We start from the raw sequence: 22,781 nt of genomic DNA, 5'->3' as shown, positions 1-22,781 counted from the left end.
GTTACTTCTGTAATTTCATTTTCTAAAGTTTCAAGATTACTATCCTCTACTAAAATATAAATTTTAACTCCATCAGTAAATTCTGTATCTTCTATATGCCAACTATTTTGACCACAAATATATTGAATTTTTCCATATAAATCATATTCTATTTCAATCGCAACTCTTGTTCCATCAACCTTTTCTACAATTCCAGCAGCTTCTATTGCAATAACCGCTCCCTTTGTATAAGCTCTAGTAAGTCCACCTGTTCCAAGTAGCACCCCACCAAAATATCTTGTAACTACTACTGCACAGTCTGTTATACCTTGCTTTTTCATAACTTCAAGAATAGGAATTCCTGCTGTTCCCTGTGGCTCTCCATCATCTGAATATCTTTGTATCCCCATATTTTTACCTATTACATAAGCAAAGCAATTATGCCTTGCCTGCTTATGCATAGATTTTATTTCGGCTAAAAACTCTTTTGCCTCTTCTTCTGACTCAACTCTTTTTACATATCCTATAAACTCAGATTTTTTTTCCTGAAAACTATCTTCTGCTCTCATTTTAACTGTTATATATTTACTCATTATTTCATCCTTTCTGCTAGAATTTCTTCTATACTAGATACTCCTTTTTCTATCTTCTCATAATCAATCTCTGAAAAACCAATTTTAAAGCTTTTTTTTCCACCTTTTGGATTATGATAATAAAGAATCCCTGGAGTTATAATTATTTTCTTTTCAATAAGCTTGTAGAAAAGTTCCTTTGCATCAATATTTACTTCTTTCTTAATATCTAAGAATATATTCAGACCACCTCTTGGTCTTACAAAGTTAACATATTCACCAAGTTTTTTATTTATAAGATTTAAAACAAACTCATATCTATTAGAATACTCTTTATTTAAAACTTCTATGTGTGTTTTCCAGTATCCTTTACTAATATATAGCTCTAATGCCCTTTGCATCAAACTTGATGTTGATATATCACTACTAGCTTTTGTATGTTCAAGAGTTTCAGAAAATTTATCTGGTGCTATAAGATATCCAACCCTAACACCTGGAAGAAATATCTTTGAAAAACTTTTTATATAAATAACTCTTTCTTCATCTAATGCTCTATATGGAATATGATCAAAATCATCTTCATATCTAAGCTCTGATAAATAGTCATCTTCTAATATATAAAAATCATACTTTTTAGCAAGTTCTACAATTCTCTTCTTTTTCTCTAAACTACAAGTAACTCCTGTTGGGTTTTGAAAATAACTCATAGTATATAAACATTTTATTTTATATTTTTTAAGAATCCTCTCAAGTGCATCAACATCCATACCATCCGACTCCATCTTTATTTCAAAAACATTGGCTTTTCTAAGTTTAAAAACTGCAAGTGCCCCTGAATATGTTGGTTTCTCAACTACAACACAATCATTAGTATTAACTAAAGCCTTTGAAACAATATCAATTCCTTGCTGTGCTCCTGATGTAATTAACATATTACTAAGCGAATTTTTTCCATCCCAAAACTCATTATTTATAACTTCCCTAAGTTTGCTATAACCTTGTGAATCATTGTAACTTAAAGCAAGTATTCCATCTCTTGTTAAAACTTCATTAAATATTTCTTTTAGCTTGTCTACTTCAAAGAAGTTAGGACTAATTATCTCTGATGTTAAATCTATAAATTCACTTCTATCACCCATACTTAGTGATTGAAAAATTTCATTATATTCCTTTCTAAAGCTCTTTATAGACTCTCTCTTTCTTGCATAACTTCCGCTTCCCTGACTTTGATATAAATATCCCTCTTGTGAAAGTTTCTTATATGCTGCTATAATAGTGTCTTTATTAACTTTTATGAAGGCAGATAGCCCTCTTATAGTTGGCATTTTCTCACCATCTATAACAGAACCATCTTCTATAAGACTTTTTATATGTTCAGCTATATCAATATATTTATGACTTTCCTCTTTAAACTCTAAAATAAATTTCTCATAATTCTTACTTGCCATAATAATATGTTAACTCCTCTATAATCTTTTGCCCTTCACTACTGTAACAAGTCCTTGTTTTTCTTTTTATTATTTCTCTAATAGCTAATTCTCTTAATATTTTATCAAACTCTATAGAAACTGTTTTAAATTCTTTTTTACCTTTTAACTCTTCAATACTTAATGCTTCTTTTTCTTTTTTTATTATATTAATTAAAAGTTTTGAAACTTTTTCTATATTTTTTGAAAGAAAATTTTCTGTATAATCAATAAGATTTTCAATTGCAGGCTTCCCACCTTGTTCTACAACTTTATCAATACACTCTTTAAACTCATCATCAAGATTTATAGCCATTGTAAGAGGATCGCTACTTATTAAGTATCCATTTATATTCAGGTAAATTTTAGCAATACTTTCTCCAAGCTTTAATGCACTGTAAATAGCATTATAACTTTTACCATTACTTATAGCTTTATCACATAAACCTTTAGCCCTTATTAAATCTCCAAGATAAGCAAGGTTCCATCTATCCTTATCTGTTGCATTTAAAAACTTATAATAATTATATCTATCAACAACATCTAAATCCTTGCCTATAACAAGCTTAGATGACACAAGTTTCCTATGTAATTTTCCTCCACCTATAAAATTATCTCTAAATTCTATAAACTCACTTTTTGATAAAAAATTCATATGAACATCTATTCCATATTTTTCTCCAAAAACATCCTTCATACAGCATGCTTCATCTTTTAATATAACAAACATATCTATATCAGAATTTTTCCAAATATCTCCTGTTATTATACTTCCAAATACAGTTACTCCTAAAACATCACTATTACTAGCTAAGTCTTCAATTACTCCATTATAAGCATGTTGATACTCCTTTATACTTTTCAAAGCTACGCCTCCTTATTTTCTCTACTATCTATTATTATAATTTTTTTCACTCTTTGTAACAACCTATTATGAATCCTTTTTATATAAATCAATATTTCCACTACTTTCAAGCATATATTCAATTTCTCTTTTGCATAATTCAAGTCCTATCTCGGTCTGATCTATAAGCTTTTCTGATAATTTCAAAGCTTTCCTAACTTCATGCTTCTTTGAATATACATTACTAGCAAAATCATTTGCAACACTTGCCATATTAGCTGCTGAACTACTCATAAGTGCAACAATATCAACCGCTGGCTTAACTTTCCAATCGTAAAAATTTTTATACGTTTCATTTATAGTTAAAGATGCTAAATTACCATTAAGTCTTCTAATATTATCAAATGTCTGTTCAAGCTCTGAAATTTTTTCATTTAAACATTCTAACTCACTCTTATACTCAATCTCACTGTTCTCATTATTTTTACTACTCAAATATTCCACCACCTAAAATTTAATCACATAATATCTATATTTTAAGTAAATGAAAAAATTCATAAAAATAAAGAAAGCTACCATTTTAATTATGATAGCTTTCTAATATATTTACATTACTTTATTTCAAATTTCACACATTTGTTTTTAACTTCTTTATCAACCTGTGCCTTAATATAAGTACCATCATCTCTATAATCTTCCTCTAAGATATTTGCACCTCTATGAAGATATGCAACAACTTGTTGGTCACTATATGGAATCATATATTCTCTAAGAACTGGTTTATCTGGTAACTGATCTTCAATTTCAAGTAATAAATCATCAAGATTAATTCTTTCAACTGCTGAAATAGCTACAACTTTATATTTATCTTTATAAAGTTCTTTAAGTTCATTTAATCTCTCTTCTGAAATTAAATCAATTTTATTTAAAACTAAAATAGTTGCTTTCTCCATTGCTCCAAGTTCTGTTAAAACTTCTTCAACTGCTTCAACTTGTAACTCTGCATCTTCTGAAGATGCATCAACAACATGTGCTAGTATATTAGAGTATATAACTTCTTCTAAAGTTGATTTAAAAGCTTCTACAAGTTCATGTGGAAGTTTTTTAACAAATCCAACTGTATCAGTTAAAGTTATAGGAATATTACTTGGAAGATTTACAGCTCTTGTTGTTGTATCAAGAGTAGCAAATAACATATCTGCTTCAAATACTTTTGCCTTAACTTGATTGTCCTGTGCTGCAAAATCACAAATAGTATTTCTAAGAGTTGATTTACCTGCATTTGTATATCCAACAAGTGAAACTTGTGGTATATTTTGCTTATTTCTCTTCTCTCTTTGAACTTCTCTAGTTTTCTTAATTTTCTTAAGCTCTTTTTGAAGTTCCACTATCTCATCTCTAATTTTTCTTCTATCTATTTCAAGTTTCTTTTCTCCTGGACCTCTTGTTCCAATTCCTCCACCTGTTCTAGATAAAACTGTACCAAGTCCTGTAAGTCTTGCAGTTCTATATTTAAGCTGTGCAAGTTCAACCTGAATTTTTGCTTCTCTACTTTTAGCTCTTCTTGCAAATATTTCAAGAATTAAAGTAGTTCTATCTATAACTTTAACCCCTGTAGCACTTTCAAGATTTCTAACTTGTGAACCTGATAATTCATCATCAAATATAATTAAGTTTGCTCTAAGTTCTTGTCTTAGTCTTGCAACCTCAAATGCTTTTCCTTTTCCAATGTAGAAAGCAGTATCAATTTTACTTCTGTTTTGATATACAACCTCAACTACTGGAATATCACAAGCCTTTGCAAGTTCTTTAAGTTCAACTAAACTATCTTGTGAATCAGTTCCAACAAGAATAGCTTTTTCACTATCATCTTCTCTTGCATCACTTGTTTTAATAAGTTCCTCGATATGAGTAATCTTATCAAGTGCATTAATGCTAAGTGCCTGTTCTGTTGTTACATGTGGATATTCTTCACATAAAAGAACATCATTTAAAACTGTACAAAAACCAACTGATAAATCTTTAACTTTTTCATCTTCAAGAGCAATTGCTACAATTGCATCAAGTTTTAACTTTAAAAGTGCTGATACATCAAGTGCTGATAATCTACAAATTCCATTTGGGTGAGTATGTACTATCTTAATTCCTGATAATTTCTTCTCATTAATATCAATAAGTGGAATCTCAACGCTTGTAGAATCCCCTATTGCAACACTAATAACTTTACCTTTTCTGTTTATAGCTACACTTACTTCTCTATCAATATAACTACTAACCATTGCTATTATATTTACTATTTCTTGTGTACAAACACTATGTTTTGGAACAACCATATCATAAATCTTCTCTAGTTCATTAATCATAGTATTTCTAACACCATTTGTTTTTCCATATATCATACTAAATCACTGCTACTCAAAATATAGACAAATATATCCATATCGAGATTTTTACTGCTTCTTCGCACCTTGTTTTGCCGAAGCTACTCCAATTTGATATAGTACTATGTAAACACTAAAGTAATTCACATAAAAGTAAAGTTTTTGTTCTCTACTTTTCCACAGTCATAAACTCCGAACTAGCCATCCGTACATATACAAATATCTATTTTATATTAGATAATTTTGTATTCTTTGCAATCTCTTAGATTATATGAAGCCTGTAAATCTCTATCACACACATAGCCACAATCACATTTATACATTCTATCTGATAGTTTTAAATCAGATTTTATATTTCCACAACTATTACAGAGTTTAGATGATGGAAACCACCTACTCACTCGTCTTATTTCTATTCCATTTTGTTTAGCTTTTGAAATAAGTTTAGTTATTAAATCATATAGTTTTTGTTTTGCTATTGCTTTTGATAGATGCTTATTCTTCATTATTCCACTAATATTTAAATCTTCAATAGTTATAAAAACTGGTTTGATTTTCACAAGTTCTGCAACTATTTTATTATTATAATCTTTCCTAATATTAGTTAACCTTTGATAATATCTTTGTACTTTAACTATCTGTTTTTGGATATTTTGTCTAGTAACTTCTCCTTCTTCTTTATTTTTTCTTAATTTTAAACTTTCATATTTTCTTGAAAGAGTTCTTTTTTCTTTATTAAGTTTTCTTTCTATTCTTTTTACTTTTGAAGCCTTATTGATATTTTCAAACTTTATATTATTACTTGCTATCAGCGTATCTTTAATACCTAAATCTATTCCAATTCCACAAGAATAAGGCTTATAGTTAATTATTTCTTTAACTTCCATCAATACTGATACAAAATACCTTCCAGCTTTTTTAGAAACTGTACCACTTTTAACAATACCATTTGTAGGTATATAACCAAATTCTTTTAACCTTACCCATTTTAAAGTAGGAATCTTTAATCTATATCTATCTATTTTCCAATCAGTTTTATTATTCTTTGGAAAATAAATACTAACATCTTGATTTTTCTTCTTTTTAAATCTTGGAAATCCACTAAGTCCTATAAAAAATCTTTTAAAGGATGTTTCTGCATCACACATAGCTTTTTTCCTAGCTTTAGAACCACTAGTATTTATCCATGAAAACTCTTCCAATATCTTAACTTCGTTATTAATATATTTATCAAAGCTATTAGCACTCATAAAAGCATCTTTTTTATCAATTTTTTCTTCTTTAAAGTCATTGTACAATTCAATATTTTTAGCTACATAAGAGTTGTATAAATATCTACAAACTCCTATACTTTGCTCTATTTTATTTTTCTGTTGCTCTGTTGGTTTTATCTCTGTTTTGAAAGCTTTTAGCAAGTTCTTTATCCTCCTCTAGCTTATTCTTATACCTTTTCACTTCATATATTTTACATAAAATATAAAGTTATACCTTAAACTATTGTTTTCATATCAAAAACTTTATATTCAAGATATTTGTCATAAGTATAATATTTTCTACCAGTAAGAGTTCTTTTAGCTACAAGCAACTTATTTCTATCTAACATTGTATTGCTACTGCTTTAACAGATATATTTATTCTTTTGCAAATTGACTATATTTATAGTTCTGGCATATTCTCAGTGTTTATGTTAATTAACGCCTTTGAGTACATTTTAACACACTTAATTAAATTCATTTATATTTTCAATAACTATCCTTAATCTCATTTTTGTATTTTAAAGAACTTAAGTATATTCTTGACAATATTCTATTAATTTTATAATATAAATACAATATTGTAAATAGACTCTGTCTATTACAGCAAGCTACATTTATTATATTACTATATAAAAATTTGGAGGTTTCACCATGGATAATAAAGAAAGAAATATTCTTCTTACAGAAGAACAAATAGCAAAACAAATTAAAGTTGTTGGTAAAATAATTGCTAATGATTATAAAGACAAGCCAATATATGTACTTTCATTATTAAGAGGAAGTTTTATATTTGCTGCTGATTTAGTTAGAGCAATTGATGGAAAAGTTCAAGTTGGATTTATGACTACTTCAAGTTACGGACATGGAGAAGAAAGTACAGGAAATGTACAAGTTGTAAATGATATCCCAGATAACATCAAAGGATTAGATGTTCTAATTGTTGATGATATTATTGATACAGGAATTACAATGGATTATGTTGTAAATCATGTTAAAAATCTTGGAGCTAATTCTATTAAAATATGTACTTTACTAGATAAGCCATCAAGAAGAACTAAATCTTTAACACCAGATTACTGTTGTTTTGAAATTGAAGATTTATTTGTTGTTGGTTATGGATTAAATTATGGTGATTTCTATAGAAATGTACCATATATATTTAACTGGGAAAATTAATAAGTTTTAAGGCTATATTAGGTAGATATTTTTCTCTACTTAATATAGCCTTTATTTATTTTCTCTTTTAATTTGAATAGTAACTTATCAACTCAATTATTTCTCAATTTTATATTCCTAATCTAAAAAATCTGTTCCAAGCTCTGGTAAATCAGGAAGAGTTATATCTCCAGCATCTTCAAGTGGATTTGTACTCTCCTCTATTTCAGTTCCATTTTGATCGTAATCATCTGTCATTGCTTCTTTTATAGCATCCACACCTATACTTGTTCTTGGTACTTCTCCAAGTATCAAATTATCTGCTATTGGAATTTGATGTTTAACTTCAACTTCTCTACTTTGCATAGGTAACACTATTTTTAAATTTGTTATAAGATTTATATAAATCTTATGTCTAGTTTGATTTATACCAGCACTTTCAAAACTTGACTCATAACTTGTTTGTATTCTACCAATCGGCTCCATTTTAACTGTTATAGATGGTCCAAAATATGCTAAAATATTATTCTTCATAGCATAACCTAAAGGTATCTTCACTCCTACCGTACCAATATCTTCTATATCATTTTGTGCTTCTATTGCAACTTTTGTAGCTAAAGCATTCAATTTTATAGTATCTGCTTGAACCATTGTAATCTTTCCTAGTTCATCCTTATCAATCTCCATAATTTCATCATAAACAAATCCATCAGTATAAATATTTCCTATATTATCATTTATTATGTCCACCGCCTTCGCTCTCATTTCAGCATCTGCAACTAATAAAACTGTTGGTGCTATTACCTTGTCAAAATAATATATAAAACTTATAAATATAATTCCAAGACTTATTACAAGTAAAGAAATATATAATCTTATCTTATATTCAATTACATATTTACTTCTTTTTTGTTTTAGATACAAATTGTTCACCCACTTTTATCTTTTTCTTTCTATTATTAATATGCTATAATAATATAGAATATTTTGTATTTTTAATAGATATAAGGGGTGTTTAAAGTTAATTCATTAAAAATTAATACTTTAAACTTAAAAAATTAAATTAGGAGGAAATTATGACTGAAGACAGAAATAAAAAGAAACCTAAAAAAAGAAGTGAGCGAAATAACTCTAAGGGGAAGAAGATTTTTAAAATTGTTTCTCTAACTTTAATGTTTTTAGTACTTACAGCTATTGTTACAGTTGCAGGCTATGCTTTTGCAGTTATTAAGGATACTGAACCTTTAGACCTTAAACAAGTAACTGGACTTGCCGAGCAATCAACTATTTACGATTCAGATAAAAAAATAATGGATAAATCTCTGACAAGTGATGAAGAAAGAGAGTTATTAAATTCTAAAGATATACCACAAGTACTTAAAGATGCTTATGTATCTATAGAAGATGAAAGATTTTATGACCATCAAGGTATTGATGTCAAAAGAATACTTGGTGCTTTTGTTTTCAATGTAAAATCTGTGCTTTCAGGGAGTGATACACTACAAGGTGGTTCTACTCTTACACAGCAACTTATAAAAAATACTGTTCTTACAAATGAAAAATCTATTGTAAGAAAGATTAAGGAAGCATACTTATCAATAGAACTTGAAAATCAAATGTCTAAAGATGAAATTTTAACTGCTTACCTAAATACAATACCTTTAGGTGGTATTCAATATGGTGTTGAAACTGCATCTCAAAGATATTTTAATAAAAATGCTAGTGAACTTAATTTAATTGAATCAGCTTATCTTGCTGGTATTACACAATCACCTGGTTCACTAGATGCTTTTACAGAAAAGAACATTGCAGACCCAAGCCGTTATATTACAAGGGTTAAAACTGTTTTATCTAAAATGCTAGAACTTGGGAAAATAAGTGATTCTGAACATAATACAGCGATTGCCGACTTAGATGGTGGAAAACTTGTATTTACAGAAACAGTACGTAAAAGTTCTTTTAATTATGAATGGTTCACAAGACCTGCTCTTGAGCAAGTTGAAGAAGATTTAATTTCTAAGCTTGGTTACACAAAAGAAGAAGCTAAACATATGGTTGATAAAGGTGGTCTTGAAATTTACACAACAATGGATAGAAAACTTCAAGATTCAACTCAAGAGGTACTTAATAACAGATCAAACCTTGGTATACCAGGTTCTGATATTATTAATGAAGATGGAATTCCAACACTTCAAGCTTCAGCCGTTATAACTGATTATAAAACTGGTCAAGTTAAAGCAATGGTTGGAGGGCGTGGTGATCAACCTGGCGCTTCACTTAATAGAGCTTATGATGTTTTAAAATCTACTGGTTCATCATCAAAACCACTTACTGCTTATGCACCAGCTATTGATACAAAACTTTTAAATACGGTATCAGTATTTGATGATGCTCCTTTTGAGCCTGAGCTTAAAAAAAGATATGGAAGCCCTGGACCAAATAACTATGGTGGTGGTTTTAGTGGTTATACAACACTTAAAGAAGGTATTAAAAGATCACTTAACCCTATAGCTGCTAAAACAGTTGATAAAGTTGGACTTAAAACAGCCGTTTCATATGGTGAAAAATTTGGCTTAACATATGGAGAAGGATCTAAAACAATATCTGCTACTGCACTTGGTGAATTCCAAAACGCAGCAAATGAACCCGATGGTGGAAATGCTTATCAAATGGCAAATGCCTTTGGCGCTTTTGGTAATGGTGGTATTGTTACAGAAGGGACACTTTACACAGAGGTTAAAGACTCTACTGGTAAAGTTATTTTAAAGGCTGAACCAAAGAAAACTCAAGCTGTTTCTGAGCAAACTGCTTATATATTATATGATATGATGCGTGGTTCTGTTGCTTCAACAGCTCATGTTTCTGGAATTTCAACTGTTGGAAAAACTGGAACAACAACAGATAATAAAAGTTATTTATTCTCTGGACTTACACCTTATTATTCTGCATCTGTTTGGATTGGATATGATAAGCCTCAACCACTTCCAGGTGGTAGTACGCACACAGCTGGAAAGCTTTTTGGTAAAATAATGAATCCAGCACATGCAGGTCTTGCAAAAACTAGTGGAATTAAAAGACCTACTGGAATTATCAATATTACAGCATGTGCAGACTCTGGATTAATTCCAACTGCTTTATGCTCTAGAGATTCTCGTGGTAGTAGAGTTGTTAGTGGACTTGGACTTCCTGGTTCACAACCAAAATCATATTGTGATAATCATGTATCTGTAAAAATTAATAAACTTAACAATATGCTTGCTAATGCAAATACTCCTGCTTCTTTAATAGAAGAAAGAGTTTTCATAAAAAAAGATTATATTCATCGTGGTGTTGGAATTAAAGATTATCAGTATTTAGCACCAAGTGCTGCTGATACTATGACAGAAATTCCAGTGGAAGAAACTGAAGATCCAGATTTAGAAAATCCTGATGGTGGAATTACACCTGATGGTGATGGAACAGTGGAACCTGATACAGATGGTGGAGCTACAACTCCTCCTATAAATCCTGTTCCCCCTAATCCACTACCTCCTGTTCCTCCAGTAACTCCTCCTACACCACCAAATCCTACTCCTCCAGCTGTTGGGTAAGATTATATTATATTTAAAGGCGATAAATTTTATTTATCGCCTTTTTATTATAGTTTTTTATAAATTGCTTATACTATATTTGTACCCTTAAAACATTTTTAACTTATTCCATAAATAAAATTGCATTTATGTTTTTTTATATTTTCTAGCAATTAACTGAAAAGCTTTATTTTTAGCCATTTATATTTATTTCTAAAGTATAATAAATAATTTAAAAATAAATAATATGACACTTCTCTGTTATCTCCTTGCAATATTTGTCGAAATATATTACAATTTTAATATATTAAGGGACTATTTTTTTATTTATACATCAATATAGGAGGTATTATTTTATGGATTTATTAAATAAGTTAGTTGTTAGTGCTAATGATGTTCTTTGGAGCTATGTGTTAATTTTTTCACTACTAGCACTCGGAATTTACTTTACTTTTAAAACAAAATTTGTTCAGTTTAGATATATAAAAGAAATGTTTAGATTGCTTGGTGATGGATTTGGAGATTCTAAGGATAAAGAAAAAAAAGGAATTTCATCATTTCAAGCTTTTTGTATAAGTACAGCCTCTAGGGTTGGTACTGGAAATATTGCTGGTGTAGCTATCGCAGTTTCTGTTGGTGGTGCCGGTTCTGTCTTTTGGATGTGGCTTATAGCACTTATTGGTTCTGCTTCTAGTTTTGTAGAAAGCACACTTGCACAAATTTACAAAGTTAAAGATGGAGATAGTTTTAGAGGGGGACCTGCTTATTATATGGAGAGAGCCTTAAATAAAAGATGGATGGGAGTATTATTCTCTATACTTATAACTATCTGTTTTGGATTTATATTTAATGCTGTTCAATCTAATACAGTATCTCAATCATTCTCTGTTGCTTTTGGAGTTAATGAATTATATGTTGGAATTGGTCTTGCAGTTTTAACAGCCATTGTTATATTTGGTGGAGTTCACAGAATTGCAAAAGTTTCTGAAATAATAGTGCCTATATTTGCAGTTGCATATATTTTAGTTGCTATTGTAGTTATTCTTATGAATATAACTCATATTCCATCAGTGTTTGGTGAAATATTTGGTGGTGCTTTTAACTTTAAAGCTGCTGGTGGTGGACTTTTAGGTGCTGCTATTATGCAAGGTGTTAAAAGAGGATTATTCTCTAATGAAGCTGGAATGGGTAGTGCTCCAAATGCGGCTGCTACTGCTGAGGTCTCTCACCCTGTTAAACAAGGACTTATTCAAACACTTGGAGTATTTACAGATACTCTTGTAATTTGTACTTGTACAGCATTTATTATCCTTATAAGAGATAAGGTTAACTTTGATTCAATACTTGCTGCTAATGGCGTAGTTAATCCTACTGGTGTTCAATTGACGCAATACTCTCTTGAATCACACCTTGGAATATTTGGAACTTACTTCATAGCTATTTGTATATTATTATTTGCATTTAGTTCGGTTGTTGGTAACTACTATTATGGACAGTCAAACATTGAATTTATGTGTGGTGAAAATAAAACTATATTAAATATCTATAGATTCCTTGTTGTTGCTATGGTTCTATTTGGAGCTGTTGCAAGAGTAGAACTTGTTTGGAATTTAGCCGATCTCTTTATGGGACTCATGGCAATTCTAAATATGATAGCAATTGCTCTACTTGGAAAAATTGCATTTAAAGCACTTGATGATTATAGAAGTCAAAAGAAACAAGGTATAAAAGAACCTGTATTTAAAGCTTCTACAATACCAGAAGTTAAAAATACAGACCATTGGAATTAAACAATATATAAATTTTTACTTAACTGCTTCTAGGCTATTAATACCTTGTAAGCAATTATCTAAAAGTGGGATGTATCAAATTTTGATACATCCCACTTTTTCTTTTATTTTTAAATTATTAATTTCAAATTTTCAATCTATATTAATCTCTCAAATGCTATTTCTTTACTAACCTTCATAATATCTTTTTCAATTACTACTTTAAATATTCTAGGACAACTTTCCTCTCTCCACTTTTTCATATATCCTGAAGTAGCTTTTGCAGCATAATAAAAAATTTCATCATATTCATCAGAAAATTCTAAAAAATTATCTATACTTTCTTCATCCATTATAAGTAATTCACTTGGCACATTTTGAATTACTGGAAGCAAATATTTTATAGGGATTATGCACGGGTATTTCTTATTAGATTTCACTATCTTACTTTCAAATAATAATCTTTTAACTATTAAGTTCTCTTTCAAATCTTCGCTTATGTCAGCTCTAAACTTCAAAGTTCCTAATTTATCACTTTCTATTTTAAACTTAAGCATTTTTATATCCTTTCTTTAATAATAATATATATATTATAAATTTTATTGCATAATATTTCAAACTTATTTATATTTTTCTATCTATTTTGACTAAATATAAGTATATTTTTAGTTCTGGTTTATTATTGATATATTTTGGGCTATAATGTATATATAGGATATCATAATTTTAAGGAGGTCTACTAATGAGATTATCACAATTATTAGAAGAAAAAAGAAAAGCTAAGAAAAGACAAGCAATGGCAAAAACTGCAAAAACTGTTGGAATAGCTGCTGCTATAGGAACATCAATCGGAGCTATTGGTGGATTATTATTTGCTCCTAAATCTGGAAAAGAAACTAGAGAAGATATAAAAAATACAGCTATAGATGCTAATGAAAAATTAAAAGTTAAAGCTTCTGATGCTAAGGTTAAATTAAGTGAAACTATTAAATCACAAAAAGAAAACCTTACAGATGCTAACTGTAAAATTAAAGGCTACTTAAAAAACAAAAAATCAAACTCAGAAGAAGTTGAAGCTATTGAAGAAACTCAAGTTACTGAAACTGCTACAAATGAAAATTCTGATGATGTACAAGCTTAATTTTTTATAAATTAAGAGGAGGATTTTATGACATTTACACTTAATACTTCAGATTTATTATGGGGACTACTTGGAATACTTGTTGCTATCGCTCTTGTATGTTTAATAATCGCTTTAATAAATTTAATAAAGGTTCTTAAAAATGTTAATTCTTTAATTAGCTCAAATAAGGATAACCTTGATCAAACACTTGGAAATGTTGCACATATTTCTGAAAATGCTAAGGATATTAGTGATGTAGTTACAGAAACTACCGCTGATGTTATAGTTGCTAAGGAAAATCTTGCAGGACAACTTGAAACGCTAAAAGATATCGTTAATATAGTAATGGGTGTTTTTTCAAGAAAGTAAAAAAAAAAGCTAGGCGTATCCTAGCTTTTTTTATATACTATCTTTTATTTTATCTGTGTTATTTTTACCATATAATTTTTCTAAAAGATACATACTGCCTTCCATAACTCCTTTAGCACCTTTTAAAAGAAGAAACTTCCCATTATCTATATAATGACTATCAACAAAATTTATTTTCCATAATTGTTCTTTATAAATTTCTCGTTGCTCCTTAGTTAAGATAACTTTCATACCTTTTAAATATTCAAGTTCTAATAAAATCGATATAGCTGAATCCATTACAACTACATTTTTTGAACTATCTATCATTTTCTTGAATATTTTTTTAGTTGTTTCATTTTCTTTTATTATATCAATTCCATCCAAAAATATTACAACATCATATCTCTTTCTTGAAGAAAGAATTTCATCTACTTTAAATTCCAATCCAATATTACTTTTAACAATTTCAGTTTTTGATATTACATCTATCTCTACAGCACCAATTTTTTCTTTATCACACTTACTTAAACACTCTGCTATAAATCCAAGTCTTGATAAACTTACACCATTAAATGCTACGATTCCAATTTCTATTTTACTTATATTTCTTTTTTCCGTAAATTCCTGTTTTTTAAGTCTGTAACTTTTAGGTGTTGTTTCTTTAAATCCAAGTTTTATAAGTGTATTTTCTGCTACTTTATTATTAGCTTTTTCTACTATAACTTCACCTGAAAACTCATAAAAATAATATTCTAATAAAAGTTTTATGGCTTCGCTTCCATATCCATTCCCTCTATACAATGCTTGTATCTTAACATTTAATCTTGCAATCTTATTTGCTGAGTCATAACCATGAAAACTTACTTCACCTATTGGAACTCCGTCATTTCTATATACTAGACAGTAAAAATTTTTACCATCTGTTGGGCTAATCATTTTTTTGAAAAATGTAGCTTTATGCCTATCCCCTAACTCATATACTCCACCAATATCTTTCATAGTGGCATAATCTGCCCAAAGTTTTTTTGTAAACTCTAGTTCTCCAAATTTAGGTTTTTTTATGTACACTAGATTTCCACATCTTTTATATTCTTCACTTTTACTACTCATAAAATCACATCCAATCAAAGCTTATATTCTATAAGTAAAATTATACCATACATTCAACATTTATAATCTTATGTTATATCAAATAAACTTTTTTCTAAAAGAAAAAGCTATCTATTGAAATTATTTCAATAGATAGCTTAATTTTTAAAACCAAATTGCCATTTCTCTCTCAGCACTTTCTGGTGAATCTGATGCATGTACAGAATTCTCTCTAAATGAAAGGGCATATTTTTCTCTAATAGTCCCTTCAGATGGATTTTTTGTTGCTCCATTTAATTCTCTTATAATAGCAATTGCATTTTCACCTTCTAACTCTAAAGCTACTAATGGGCTTCTTCTTATATATGCTATTAAACCTTCGAAGTAATCTCTTCCTTCGTGTTCTTTGTAATGTTGAACTGCTTTCTTTTGTGAAACTTGTTCCATTCTAATATTCACAACTCTAAGTCCCGCTCTTTCATAAATGTTTATTATTTCTCCAACTAAATTTCTCTCTACTGCGTCTGGTTTTACAAGAACTAAACTTCTTTCCATTCGATTCATCTCCTAGCTAATTAATTTATTTTCTTATTATATATCCTATTACTTATTAGTTCAAATTGTTAATTTTAAATTAATATTTTTTTTTTTAAGCTTTTAGCATACAAATTTATATTTTTCTGATAATATTTATTTATATTTATTCACTAATAAGGAGTTATTTATACATGGTAAGAAAAAGTTTAATAATTAAAGGGAAGGTCCAAGGTGTGGGGTTCAGATTTTTCAATAAGCTATCTTGTAATGGTTTAATGCTAACTGGCTTTGCAAAAAATTTAGATAATGGTGATGTTCTCGTAGAAGTTCAAGGAAATTTATCTGATATTGATAAACTTATAAATATACTATATAAGGGTAATGGCTTTTGTAAAACATCTTCCATTAAAATTACAGATATTCCCTTAAACCATAATGAAAAAAATTTCAACATGTATTAAAAAGCAAAAAAAAACTATGAAATCCATAGTTTTTTTTACAATTCATACCAAAGTTCTTCTATACTCTCATACTCTTCAAACATATCATCTAGAAATTCATTCGCAATATCTAAATCCCATATTTCAAATCTTTTTTTCTTTATAAGGCTTATGATATTATCTTCTTTTATACCTTTTGTAATAATCGTTTCATTACACTTATCTATATATTCTATACATATTGGAGAAACTGTATTTTCAATTTCTATACTTTTTACTCTTTCGTTATCTTCATTTCTAAAGTCTATAATCATCCTTGAGGCTGTCCTAAGTTTATTTAAAAATTCACTATGCCATATCTCTCCATAGTTAAACCATACATCATATGTTGTCTCAAAACTATCGGCAAATTTAAACATAATCAAAAATAAAATACAGTTATCCGTACCAAGTATTGCATTTTTTAATGCCATTACATCTGTTTCTTTTAAATTTTCTAAAACATCTGAATAATCTTTTACAAAAAATATAGGTACATCTTCACCTTCAAGTTCAACTAAAAGTGGTATTATACTACCAATTTCTCTTTCGTTTAATATATCATTAACTATTAAGTCTTTCACTTACCCACCTCCATTTTGTCCTACAATATGCAATTATAAATTAAATTTCAAAATTTTACAATAAACAAAAAAAAGCACAGAAAACATCTGTGCTAAAGTAATTAAATTTTAAAATCCTGTTTTTTACTTTTAAAATATTCTTGTACTTCTCTATCACTGTTCAAATTGGGTGAGTTATAATTTATAAGATAACCTTTTAGGCTATCATATAATGGCAAATTTAAATATCTTAGTCTAACAACTTTTTCATCTGCTGTATTAAAAGATATACTACGCTCATCATGACTTACATCACCAGAAACCTCAAAAAAGATTTCTTCATCATCAAAAATTGTTTTAAACAGATTATCATTTTTATTATAATCTATGCCATAGCAAATATCGCTACTTTTTATTCCTTTCTTATCTTGAACCATTGTATAAAAGTATATATTTTCTTTTTTGCTTTCCATATAATCACCTACCTATTAAATTTAAACCATTTCACAACTGATTTTATATAGTATATAATTTTTTTCTTTTTTTTATACCCATTTATAATTATTTCTTAAAATAAAATTTTTAAACAAAACAAATTATTACTTTTTCTTACATTAATTTTACTTTTACAATTTGTTAATTTTTTGCATTTATTTTAATGATATACTAATTCTGTAAAATTTAAACAACTAAAGGGGATTTATATGAAAAAAACTAATATTTTGATATGTGGACTACTTATTTTTTTAATAAGTTCTATGTTCTCTTACTTTCCTAGCGCAACAGTCCTTGCAACTACACTTGATAAACCCAGTATAGTTGGTAAATCAGCTATAACTATGGATTTAAAAACTGGTGAGATAATTTATGCTAAAGATATTGATACTAAAAGATATCCTGCAAGTATTACAAAATTAATGACTGCATTAATTTTCGCTGAAAATGCTACTAAAGATGCTATTATACCATTTACAGAAAGTGCAAAAATACAACCTGAATATTCACTAAGTGCAAATTATGGACCTATTGCTATTGGTGATTCTCTTAGTGGTGCTGATGTAATGAATGCACTTCTTTTATTCTCAGCTAATGATTCAGCTTATATGGTTGCTGATTATGTTTCTGGTAGTAATTCAGAATTTATAAAACTTATGAACTCTAGAGCTAAAGACCTTGGTTTAAAAAACACAAACTTTGAAAATCCTAATGGACTTCATAATGATAATCATTATACAACTGCTTATGACCTTGCTTTAATGGGTAAAGCTATGCTAGAAAATGAGTGGATAAAAGAAACTATGGCTACTGAAAAAGCTCAAATACAATTTATAAAAAGTCAAAAAAGAATTAACATAGAAAATAGAAATAAACTTCTTGGAAAAGATGGTAATATAGGTGGGAAAACTGGCTTCACAATACCTGCTGGTCGTTGCCTACTTGCTTTTTATCAAGAAGATGGTAGAACACTACTTGGAATTGTTTTAAACTCAGAATATGGTGCAACTGATACTCAGGTTTTTGATGATATGGCTACAATTATAGATTATAGCTTTGGAGCTAAAAAAATTAAATATAAAGAAATCGGTGAGCAAATAGCTGAAGTTGAAGCTAAATATAAAACATTTGGATTCTTTGGAAAAGAGAATACTATAAAAATACCAATTACTATAAATGATGAAATTATGCGTTATGATAATTCTATAAATGCTAAGGATATAAGTGTTTCTGTAAATACAAAAGATTTAAATGCATGGAAAATTGCTGGTGCTGATGACCTAAAAGTTAATTTTAGTGAAAAAGGTAGCCTTCTTGAATTTACTGCAAGTGCTGAAATATCAAACTTTAGTATAATAAAAGAAAATCTTTTCTATTATTTCACTAGAATTGCTAGTGTTATTGCTATAATATCAATTTTTGTATGGTTATTCCTTACTATAAAAAATAAACATAAAAGACGTAGAAGTTTCTTTAGAAAAAGGAAAAATATATTTAAATAATTTTTAATAGAAGGTTTTACCTTCTATTTTTTTGTAACATTTATCTAGTAACTATACTATTATACTTATATATTTAAATTTTCTAATTGACATTAACACTTACCTTTGATAAAATTCATATTAATACATTAGAAAAACTTTGATGGGAAAAAGTAATTTAAGTCTTTTCTTTATAGCGAGTAAGTTACGGTGGAAGTCTTACAAGAAACCTTTTATGAATAACCTCCCTGAGTTTCTAACCGAAAAGGTTAACCCTTAGTAGATTTAGACGGCACTATACCGTTATCTTTAGAAAGTATCGACTTTTCTGTACTTATCAAGCTGGCTTATTTATATAAGCAATTTAGGTGGCACCGCGAATACCTTTCGTCCTAGTAATATTACTAGAACGAGGGGTCTTTTTTATTTTGACGTTAAATTTTTTTATATATTCTATGGAGGTTATACTATGAACACAAACGAACTATTAATTTTACCAAAAGGCTATAAATCATCACTTTCTCTTAAAGATACTGCTGTTGCAATAAAAAGAGTTAAGGACTTTTTTGAAGGTGAATTATCACAGGAGCTTTCTTTAACAAGAGTATCTGCTCCACTATTCGTTTTAAAAAGCACAGGTCTTAATGATGATTTAAATGGTAATGAAAGAGCTGTAAGCTTTGATATGAAGGCTATTAAAGATTCTAAGGTTGATATAGTACATTCACTTGCTAAATGGAAAAGAAGTGCTTTAAAACGATATGGTTTTGAATATAGTGAAGGTTTATATACTGATATGAATGCTATAAGAAGAGATGAGGATCTTGATAATCTTCATTCTATCTATGTTGACCAATGGGACTGGGAAAAAATTATAACTAAAGCTGAGAGAACTACTGAAACTTTAGAAACTATTGTTAAAAAGATATTTAGTGTATTTAAAAGAACTGAAAATTATATTTGTTCTCTATACCCTGAACTTCCAAGACAACTTCCTGAAGATATATTTTTTATAACATCTCAAGAACTTGAAACTATGTTCCCAGAGCTTGATGGAAAAGGTAGAGAAGATGCTATATGTCGTGAAAAAAAGGCAGTTTTCATTAGTAAAATTGGTTATCCTCTACTTTCTGGGCAAAAGCATGATGGAAGAAGTCCTGATTATGATGACTGGAACTTAAATGGTGATATTTTATTCTTCTATCCTTTATTTGATAAAGCTGTTGAATTATCTTCAATGGGAATAAGAGTTGATGAAAAAGCACTTTTAGAGCAATTAACTTTTGCTAACTGTTTAAATAGACAGGACTTCCCTTTCCACAAACAACTATTAGCTGGTGAACTACCTTATACTATTGGTGGTGGAATTGGACAATCTAGAATTTGTATGTACTTCTTACAAAAAGCTCATATAGGTGAAGTTCAATGTTCAATTTGGGATGATGAAATGATAGAAATATGTTCAAAAAACAATATAGATTTACTATAAAAAAGATATGTAAATATGTATTTGCTACTAATTCCCTATTTTTTATTGTAATATAATACATTTTAACTTTTATTTTATTAAACTATTAAGAAATATATGAATTTTTATAAAACTCATATATTTCTTTATTAATGCCTAAAAGCTAGTATTTCATATGAAAGCTAAACCTAATGCTATAACTATACCCTAAATTACTTTAATGAGTAATTTTATTGCCTATTAGCTTGTAGCACTCTCCACTTATACTATACATTTTCTTATAATCATACTAGAATATTAATGGTAACTAATTTTATAAAAAAATTATGTTACATAAATAAAATTTTCGGAGGTTTTTTATGAAGCTTTTAAGAGAAATGTTGCTTGTACTTGCAATATATTTTGTAGGAGATTTCATATCTAAAGGACTTCATTTACCATTACCTGGTAATATCCTTGGAATGATTATTCTTCTAATATTATTATGTACTAAAGTTGTCAAAGTTGAAAATGTTGATAATATATCTACATTTTTACTAGATCACCTTGCTTTTCTATTTATACCAGCAGGAGTTGGAGTTTTAAATGCTATGAATGTTCTTAATGGGAATATTACAAAGCTTTTAATAGTTGTTATAACTTCTACAATGGTAATCATGGCTGTAACAGGTACTATCGTACAAGCTGTTATGAAATTAATGGATAAGAAAAAAAAGAATAACAAGGAGGAAATCTAAATGTATCATATAATGCAAAGTTCTTTATTTAGTATAATGATTTGCCTACTTGCTTTTGAAATAGGTATCTTAATAAACAAAAAAACAAGAATAGCACTATTTAATCCTCTACTTATAGCAATTGCTTTGGTTATAGGATATTTATTAACTTTCAAAATAAGTTATAATCAATTTAATCATGGTGGACAATTTATCACTGATTTACTTCAACCTGCTACGGTTGTTTTAGCAGTACCACTTTATAAACAAATTAATTTACTTAAGAAGCATTTTATTCCTATTATTACTGGAATATTTTGTGGAAGTGGAATCGGAATTATTTACATATTCTTTTTAAGTTATTTCCTAAAACTTAGCCCGCAACTTATTAAATCACTTATGCCTAAATCAATTACTACTCCTATCGGGATGCAAGTATCTCAATCAATGGGTGGAGTTGTACCAGTTACAGTTGTGGCAATTATAGTAACAGGTATAACTGGAGCTATAGTTTATCCATTTATATTAAAAATATTTAAAATCAAACATCCAATTGCAGTTGGTATTTCACTTGGAACTTGTTCACACGCTGTAGGAACTTCTAAAGCTCTTACAATCGGAGATACTGAGGGAGCTATGAGTTCTCTTTCTATCGGTGTTGCTGGTTTATCAGTTGTTGTACTAGCCCCAACTTTATATGCTATTTTATCACATTTAGTTGGACTACATTAATATTTTAACTATCTCTTTTTAGAGATAGTTATTTTTCTGCATAAAAATATATTCTATTTGGCATACTAATCTTTAATAAGCTTTGGAGGTTATGTTATGAAACAAATTAAAAATCTTTGTTTTGCTTTTTTGATAGCTTTAATTATATTTTTAAGCCTTGGAATAGATGCACATGCTATGGAAAATACAATTAAGAATGTTTATACCACATCTAATTTTAATCTAAATGGTGAGCATTTAAACTTTGTAATTAATTCAATCGATAAAAATTCTGATGTTTTAATTCTTGATACATATTTAATTAACTCTCATAAAGATACTATAAAAGAAATTAAGAACTTCAAAATAAAAGCCACTGATACCAATGGTATTACTGTTTTAGATGATACATTTCCTGTTATAGAACTACAAAAAGATTTAGAATCTAAAGATGGAGTGCGTGTAATTTTATACTCTAATTTAGATGGAACTGTTAATTTTGATAAACTTGATACAAGCGATTTAAATTACTCTTTTTCATATGACTATATATAATAATAAAGCTTGTATTTATGGTCTTAAATACAAGCTTTTTATTATATATTTTGATATCCTTTTATAACCTCATACGAATCAGAACTTTCCATAGCTTCACTCATTATAGCAAACCCATCTGCCTCTGATTCTATAATTTCAGATATATTTTTTCTATTAATTCCACCAAGTGCTACAATTTTAGAACTTGTTTTTTTCTTAATTTCACTAATAAATCCTATC

General features: G+C 28.5%; 24 protein-coding genes and 1 other annotated feature. Of the genes, 11 read left to right on the top strand and 13 right to left on the bottom strand.

What is annotated here, in order from left to right; all coding sequences use genetic code 11:
• The 6 genes from Q0V15_RS04430 to Q0V15_RS04405 all read right to left on the bottom strand — a co-directional run.
• A partial coding sequence (locus tag Q0V15_RS04430; RefSeq protein ID WP_297436406.1) for a YigZ family protein occupies window positions 1–572 on the bottom strand: 572 nt, incomplete at its 3' end.
• Window positions 572–1,999: a PLP-dependent aminotransferase family protein gene (locus Q0V15_RS04425; RefSeq protein WP_297436404.1), complete on the bottom strand. Its 1,428-nt coding sequence runs from the start codon at window positions 1,997–1,999 to the stop codon at window positions 572–574. The genes Q0V15_RS04425 and Q0V15_RS04430, both read right to left, overlap by 1 nt.
• Window positions 1,989–2,882: a nucleotidyltransferase domain-containing protein gene (locus Q0V15_RS04420; RefSeq protein WP_297436402.1), complete on the bottom strand. Its 894-nt coding sequence runs from the start codon at window positions 2,880–2,882 to the stop codon at window positions 1,989–1,991. The genes Q0V15_RS04425 and Q0V15_RS04420 overlap by 11 nt, the downstream gene beginning before the upstream one ends.
• A 66-nt stretch (window positions 2,883–2,948) precedes the next feature.
• On the bottom strand, window positions 2,949–3,356 hold the full coding sequence (locus Q0V15_RS04415) for a hypothetical protein (RefSeq protein WP_297436400.1): 408 nt from the start codon (window positions 3,354–3,356) through the stop codon (window positions 2,949–2,951).
• A gap of 116 nt (window positions 3,357–3,472) precedes the next feature.
• Entirely contained in the window at window positions 3,473–5,260 is a 1,788-nt protein-coding gene (hflX, locus tag Q0V15_RS04410) for a GTPase HflX (RefSeq protein WP_297436398.1), read from the bottom strand.
• Window positions 5,261–5,475: 215 nt separating this feature from the next.
• Window positions 5,476–6,657, bottom strand: coding sequence for a transposase (locus tag Q0V15_RS04405; RefSeq protein WP_297436396.1), 1,182 nt, complete (start codon window positions 6,655–6,657; stop codon window positions 5,476–5,478).
• Between the two features lie 492 nt (window positions 6,658–7,149).
• Between Q0V15_RS04405 and hpt the strand changes: the two genes are divergently transcribed.
• On the top strand, window positions 7,150–7,674 hold the full coding sequence (gene hpt / locus Q0V15_RS04400) for a hypoxanthine phosphoribosyltransferase (RefSeq protein WP_297436394.1): 525 nt from the start codon (window positions 7,150–7,152) through the stop codon (window positions 7,672–7,674).
• Window positions 7,675–7,791: 117 nt separating this feature from the next.
• Here hpt and yunB read toward each other — a convergent pair whose 3' ends face one another.
• Window positions 7,792–8,577, bottom strand: coding sequence for a sporulation protein YunB (gene yunB, locus Q0V15_RS04395; protein ID WP_297436393.1), 786 nt, complete (start codon window positions 8,575–8,577; stop codon window positions 7,792–7,794).
• Between the two features lie 152 nt (window positions 8,578–8,729).
• Here yunB and Q0V15_RS04390 point away from each other — a divergent pair, with 152 nt between their 5' ends.
• Together Q0V15_RS04390 and Q0V15_RS04385 are read left to right on the top strand one after the other, a co-directional pair.
• Entirely contained in the window at window positions 8,730–11,243 is a 2,514-nt protein-coding gene (locus tag Q0V15_RS04390) for a transglycosylase domain-containing protein (protein ID WP_297436391.1), read from the top strand.
• A 335-nt stretch (window positions 11,244–11,578) separates the two neighbouring features.
• The gene (locus Q0V15_RS04385; protein ID WP_297436389.1) at window positions 11,579–13,012 is read left to right on the top strand and encodes a sodium:alanine symporter family protein; all 1,434 of its coding nucleotides are present in this window, start codon (window positions 11,579–11,581) and stop codon (window positions 13,010–13,012) included.
• A gap of 137 nt (window positions 13,013–13,149) precedes the next feature.
• Here the strand turns inward: Q0V15_RS04385 and Q0V15_RS04380 are convergent, their stop codons facing one another.
• Window positions 13,150–13,548, bottom strand: a complete 399-nt coding sequence (locus Q0V15_RS04380; protein ID WP_297436387.1) for a hypothetical protein — start codon at window positions 13,546–13,548, stop codon at window positions 13,150–13,152.
• A 185-nt stretch (window positions 13,549–13,733) separates the two neighbouring features.
• Here Q0V15_RS04380 and Q0V15_RS04375 point away from each other — a divergent pair, with 185 nt between their 5' ends.
• Window positions 13,734–14,132, top strand: a complete 399-nt coding sequence (locus Q0V15_RS04375) for a YtxH domain-containing protein (protein ID WP_297436386.1) — start codon at window positions 13,734–13,736, stop codon at window positions 14,130–14,132.
• A gap of 27 nt (window positions 14,133–14,159) precedes the next feature.
• Window positions 14,160–14,483, top strand: a complete 324-nt coding sequence (locus tag Q0V15_RS04370; RefSeq protein ID WP_297436383.1) for a hypothetical protein — start codon at window positions 14,160–14,162, stop codon at window positions 14,481–14,483.
• Window positions 14,484–14,513: 30 nt separating this feature from the next.
• On the opposite strand, the gene Q0V15_RS04365 is transcribed toward Q0V15_RS04370, so the two are convergent.
• Together Q0V15_RS04365 and ndk are read right to left on the bottom strand one after the other, a co-directional pair.
• Window positions 14,514–15,575 (bottom strand): GNAT family N-acetyltransferase, encoded by a 1,062-nt coding sequence (locus Q0V15_RS04365; protein ID WP_297436381.1) that lies wholly within the window; start codon window positions 15,573–15,575, stop codon window positions 14,514–14,516.
• A 144-nt stretch (window positions 15,576–15,719) separates the two neighbouring features.
• Window positions 15,720–16,109 carry a nucleoside-diphosphate kinase gene (gene ndk, locus Q0V15_RS04360; protein ID WP_297436379.1) on the bottom strand — a complete coding sequence of 130 codons (390 nt, stop codon included), beginning with the start codon at window positions 16,107–16,109 and terminating at the stop codon, window positions 15,720–15,722.
• A 173-nt stretch (window positions 16,110–16,282) separates the two neighbouring features.
• Between ndk and Q0V15_RS04355 the strand changes: the two genes are divergently transcribed.
• Window positions 16,283–16,552, top strand: a complete 270-nt coding sequence (locus tag Q0V15_RS04355) for an acylphosphatase (protein WP_297436377.1) — start codon at window positions 16,283–16,285, stop codon at window positions 16,550–16,552.
• 35 nt (window positions 16,553–16,587) lie between these two features.
• On the opposite strand, the gene Q0V15_RS04350 is transcribed toward Q0V15_RS04355, so the two are convergent.
• Both Q0V15_RS04350 and Q0V15_RS04345 read right to left on the bottom strand, forming a co-directional pair.
• Window positions 16,588–17,154, bottom strand: a complete 567-nt coding sequence (locus Q0V15_RS04350) for a hypothetical protein (protein WP_297436375.1) — start codon at window positions 17,152–17,154, stop codon at window positions 16,588–16,590.
• Window positions 17,155–17,255: 101 nt separating this feature from the next.
• A complete protein-coding gene (locus Q0V15_RS04345) occupies window positions 17,256–17,606 on the bottom strand; it encodes a hypothetical protein (RefSeq protein WP_297436372.1) in 351 nt (116 codons plus the stop codon).
• Window positions 17,607–17,837: 231 nt separating this feature from the next.
• On the opposite strand from Q0V15_RS04345, the gene Q0V15_RS04340 reads away from it, so the two are divergent.
• From Q0V15_RS04340 to Q0V15_RS04320, 5 genes are all read left to right on the top strand, one after another.
• Window positions 17,838–19,130 (top strand): D-alanyl-D-alanine carboxypeptidase family protein, encoded by a 1,293-nt coding sequence (locus tag Q0V15_RS04340; protein ID WP_297436370.1) that lies wholly within the window; start codon window positions 17,838–17,840, stop codon window positions 19,128–19,130.
• 130 nt (window positions 19,131–19,260) lie between these two features.
• Window positions 19,261–19,507 (top strand) — a binding site (T-box leader).
• A gap of 71 nt (window positions 19,508–19,578) precedes the next feature.
• The gene (gene asnA / locus Q0V15_RS04335) at window positions 19,579–20,598 is read left to right on the top strand and encodes an aspartate--ammonia ligase (RefSeq protein WP_297436368.1); all 1,020 of its coding nucleotides are present in this window, start codon (window positions 19,579–19,581) and stop codon (window positions 20,596–20,598) included.
• 338 nt (window positions 20,599–20,936) lie between these two features.
• The gene (locus Q0V15_RS04330) at window positions 20,937–21,314 is read left to right on the top strand and encodes a CidA/LrgA family protein (RefSeq protein WP_297436366.1); all 378 of its coding nucleotides are present in this window, start codon (window positions 20,937–20,939) and stop codon (window positions 21,312–21,314) included.
• Window positions 21,315–22,025, top strand: coding sequence for an LrgB family protein (locus tag Q0V15_RS04325; protein ID WP_297436364.1), 711 nt, complete (start codon window positions 21,315–21,317; stop codon window positions 22,023–22,025).
• A 96-nt stretch (window positions 22,026–22,121) separates the two neighbouring features.
• On the top strand, window positions 22,122–22,559 hold the full coding sequence (locus Q0V15_RS04320; protein ID WP_297436362.1) for a hypothetical protein: 438 nt from the start codon (window positions 22,122–22,124) through the stop codon (window positions 22,557–22,559).
• 41 nt (window positions 22,560–22,600) lie between these two features.
• Here Q0V15_RS04320 and Q0V15_RS04315 read toward each other — a convergent pair.
• Window positions 22,601–22,781: thiamine phosphate synthase (locus tag Q0V15_RS04315; protein WP_297436360.1), on the bottom strand; the 181-nt coding region annotated here is incomplete at its 5' end.

The organism is uncultured Clostridium sp. (genome assembly GCF_947036855.1).
Classification (GTDB): domain Bacteria; phylum Bacillota; class Clostridia; order Clostridiales; family Clostridiaceae; genus Sarcina.
This window is presented reverse-complemented; position numbering and strand designations above follow the sequence as displayed.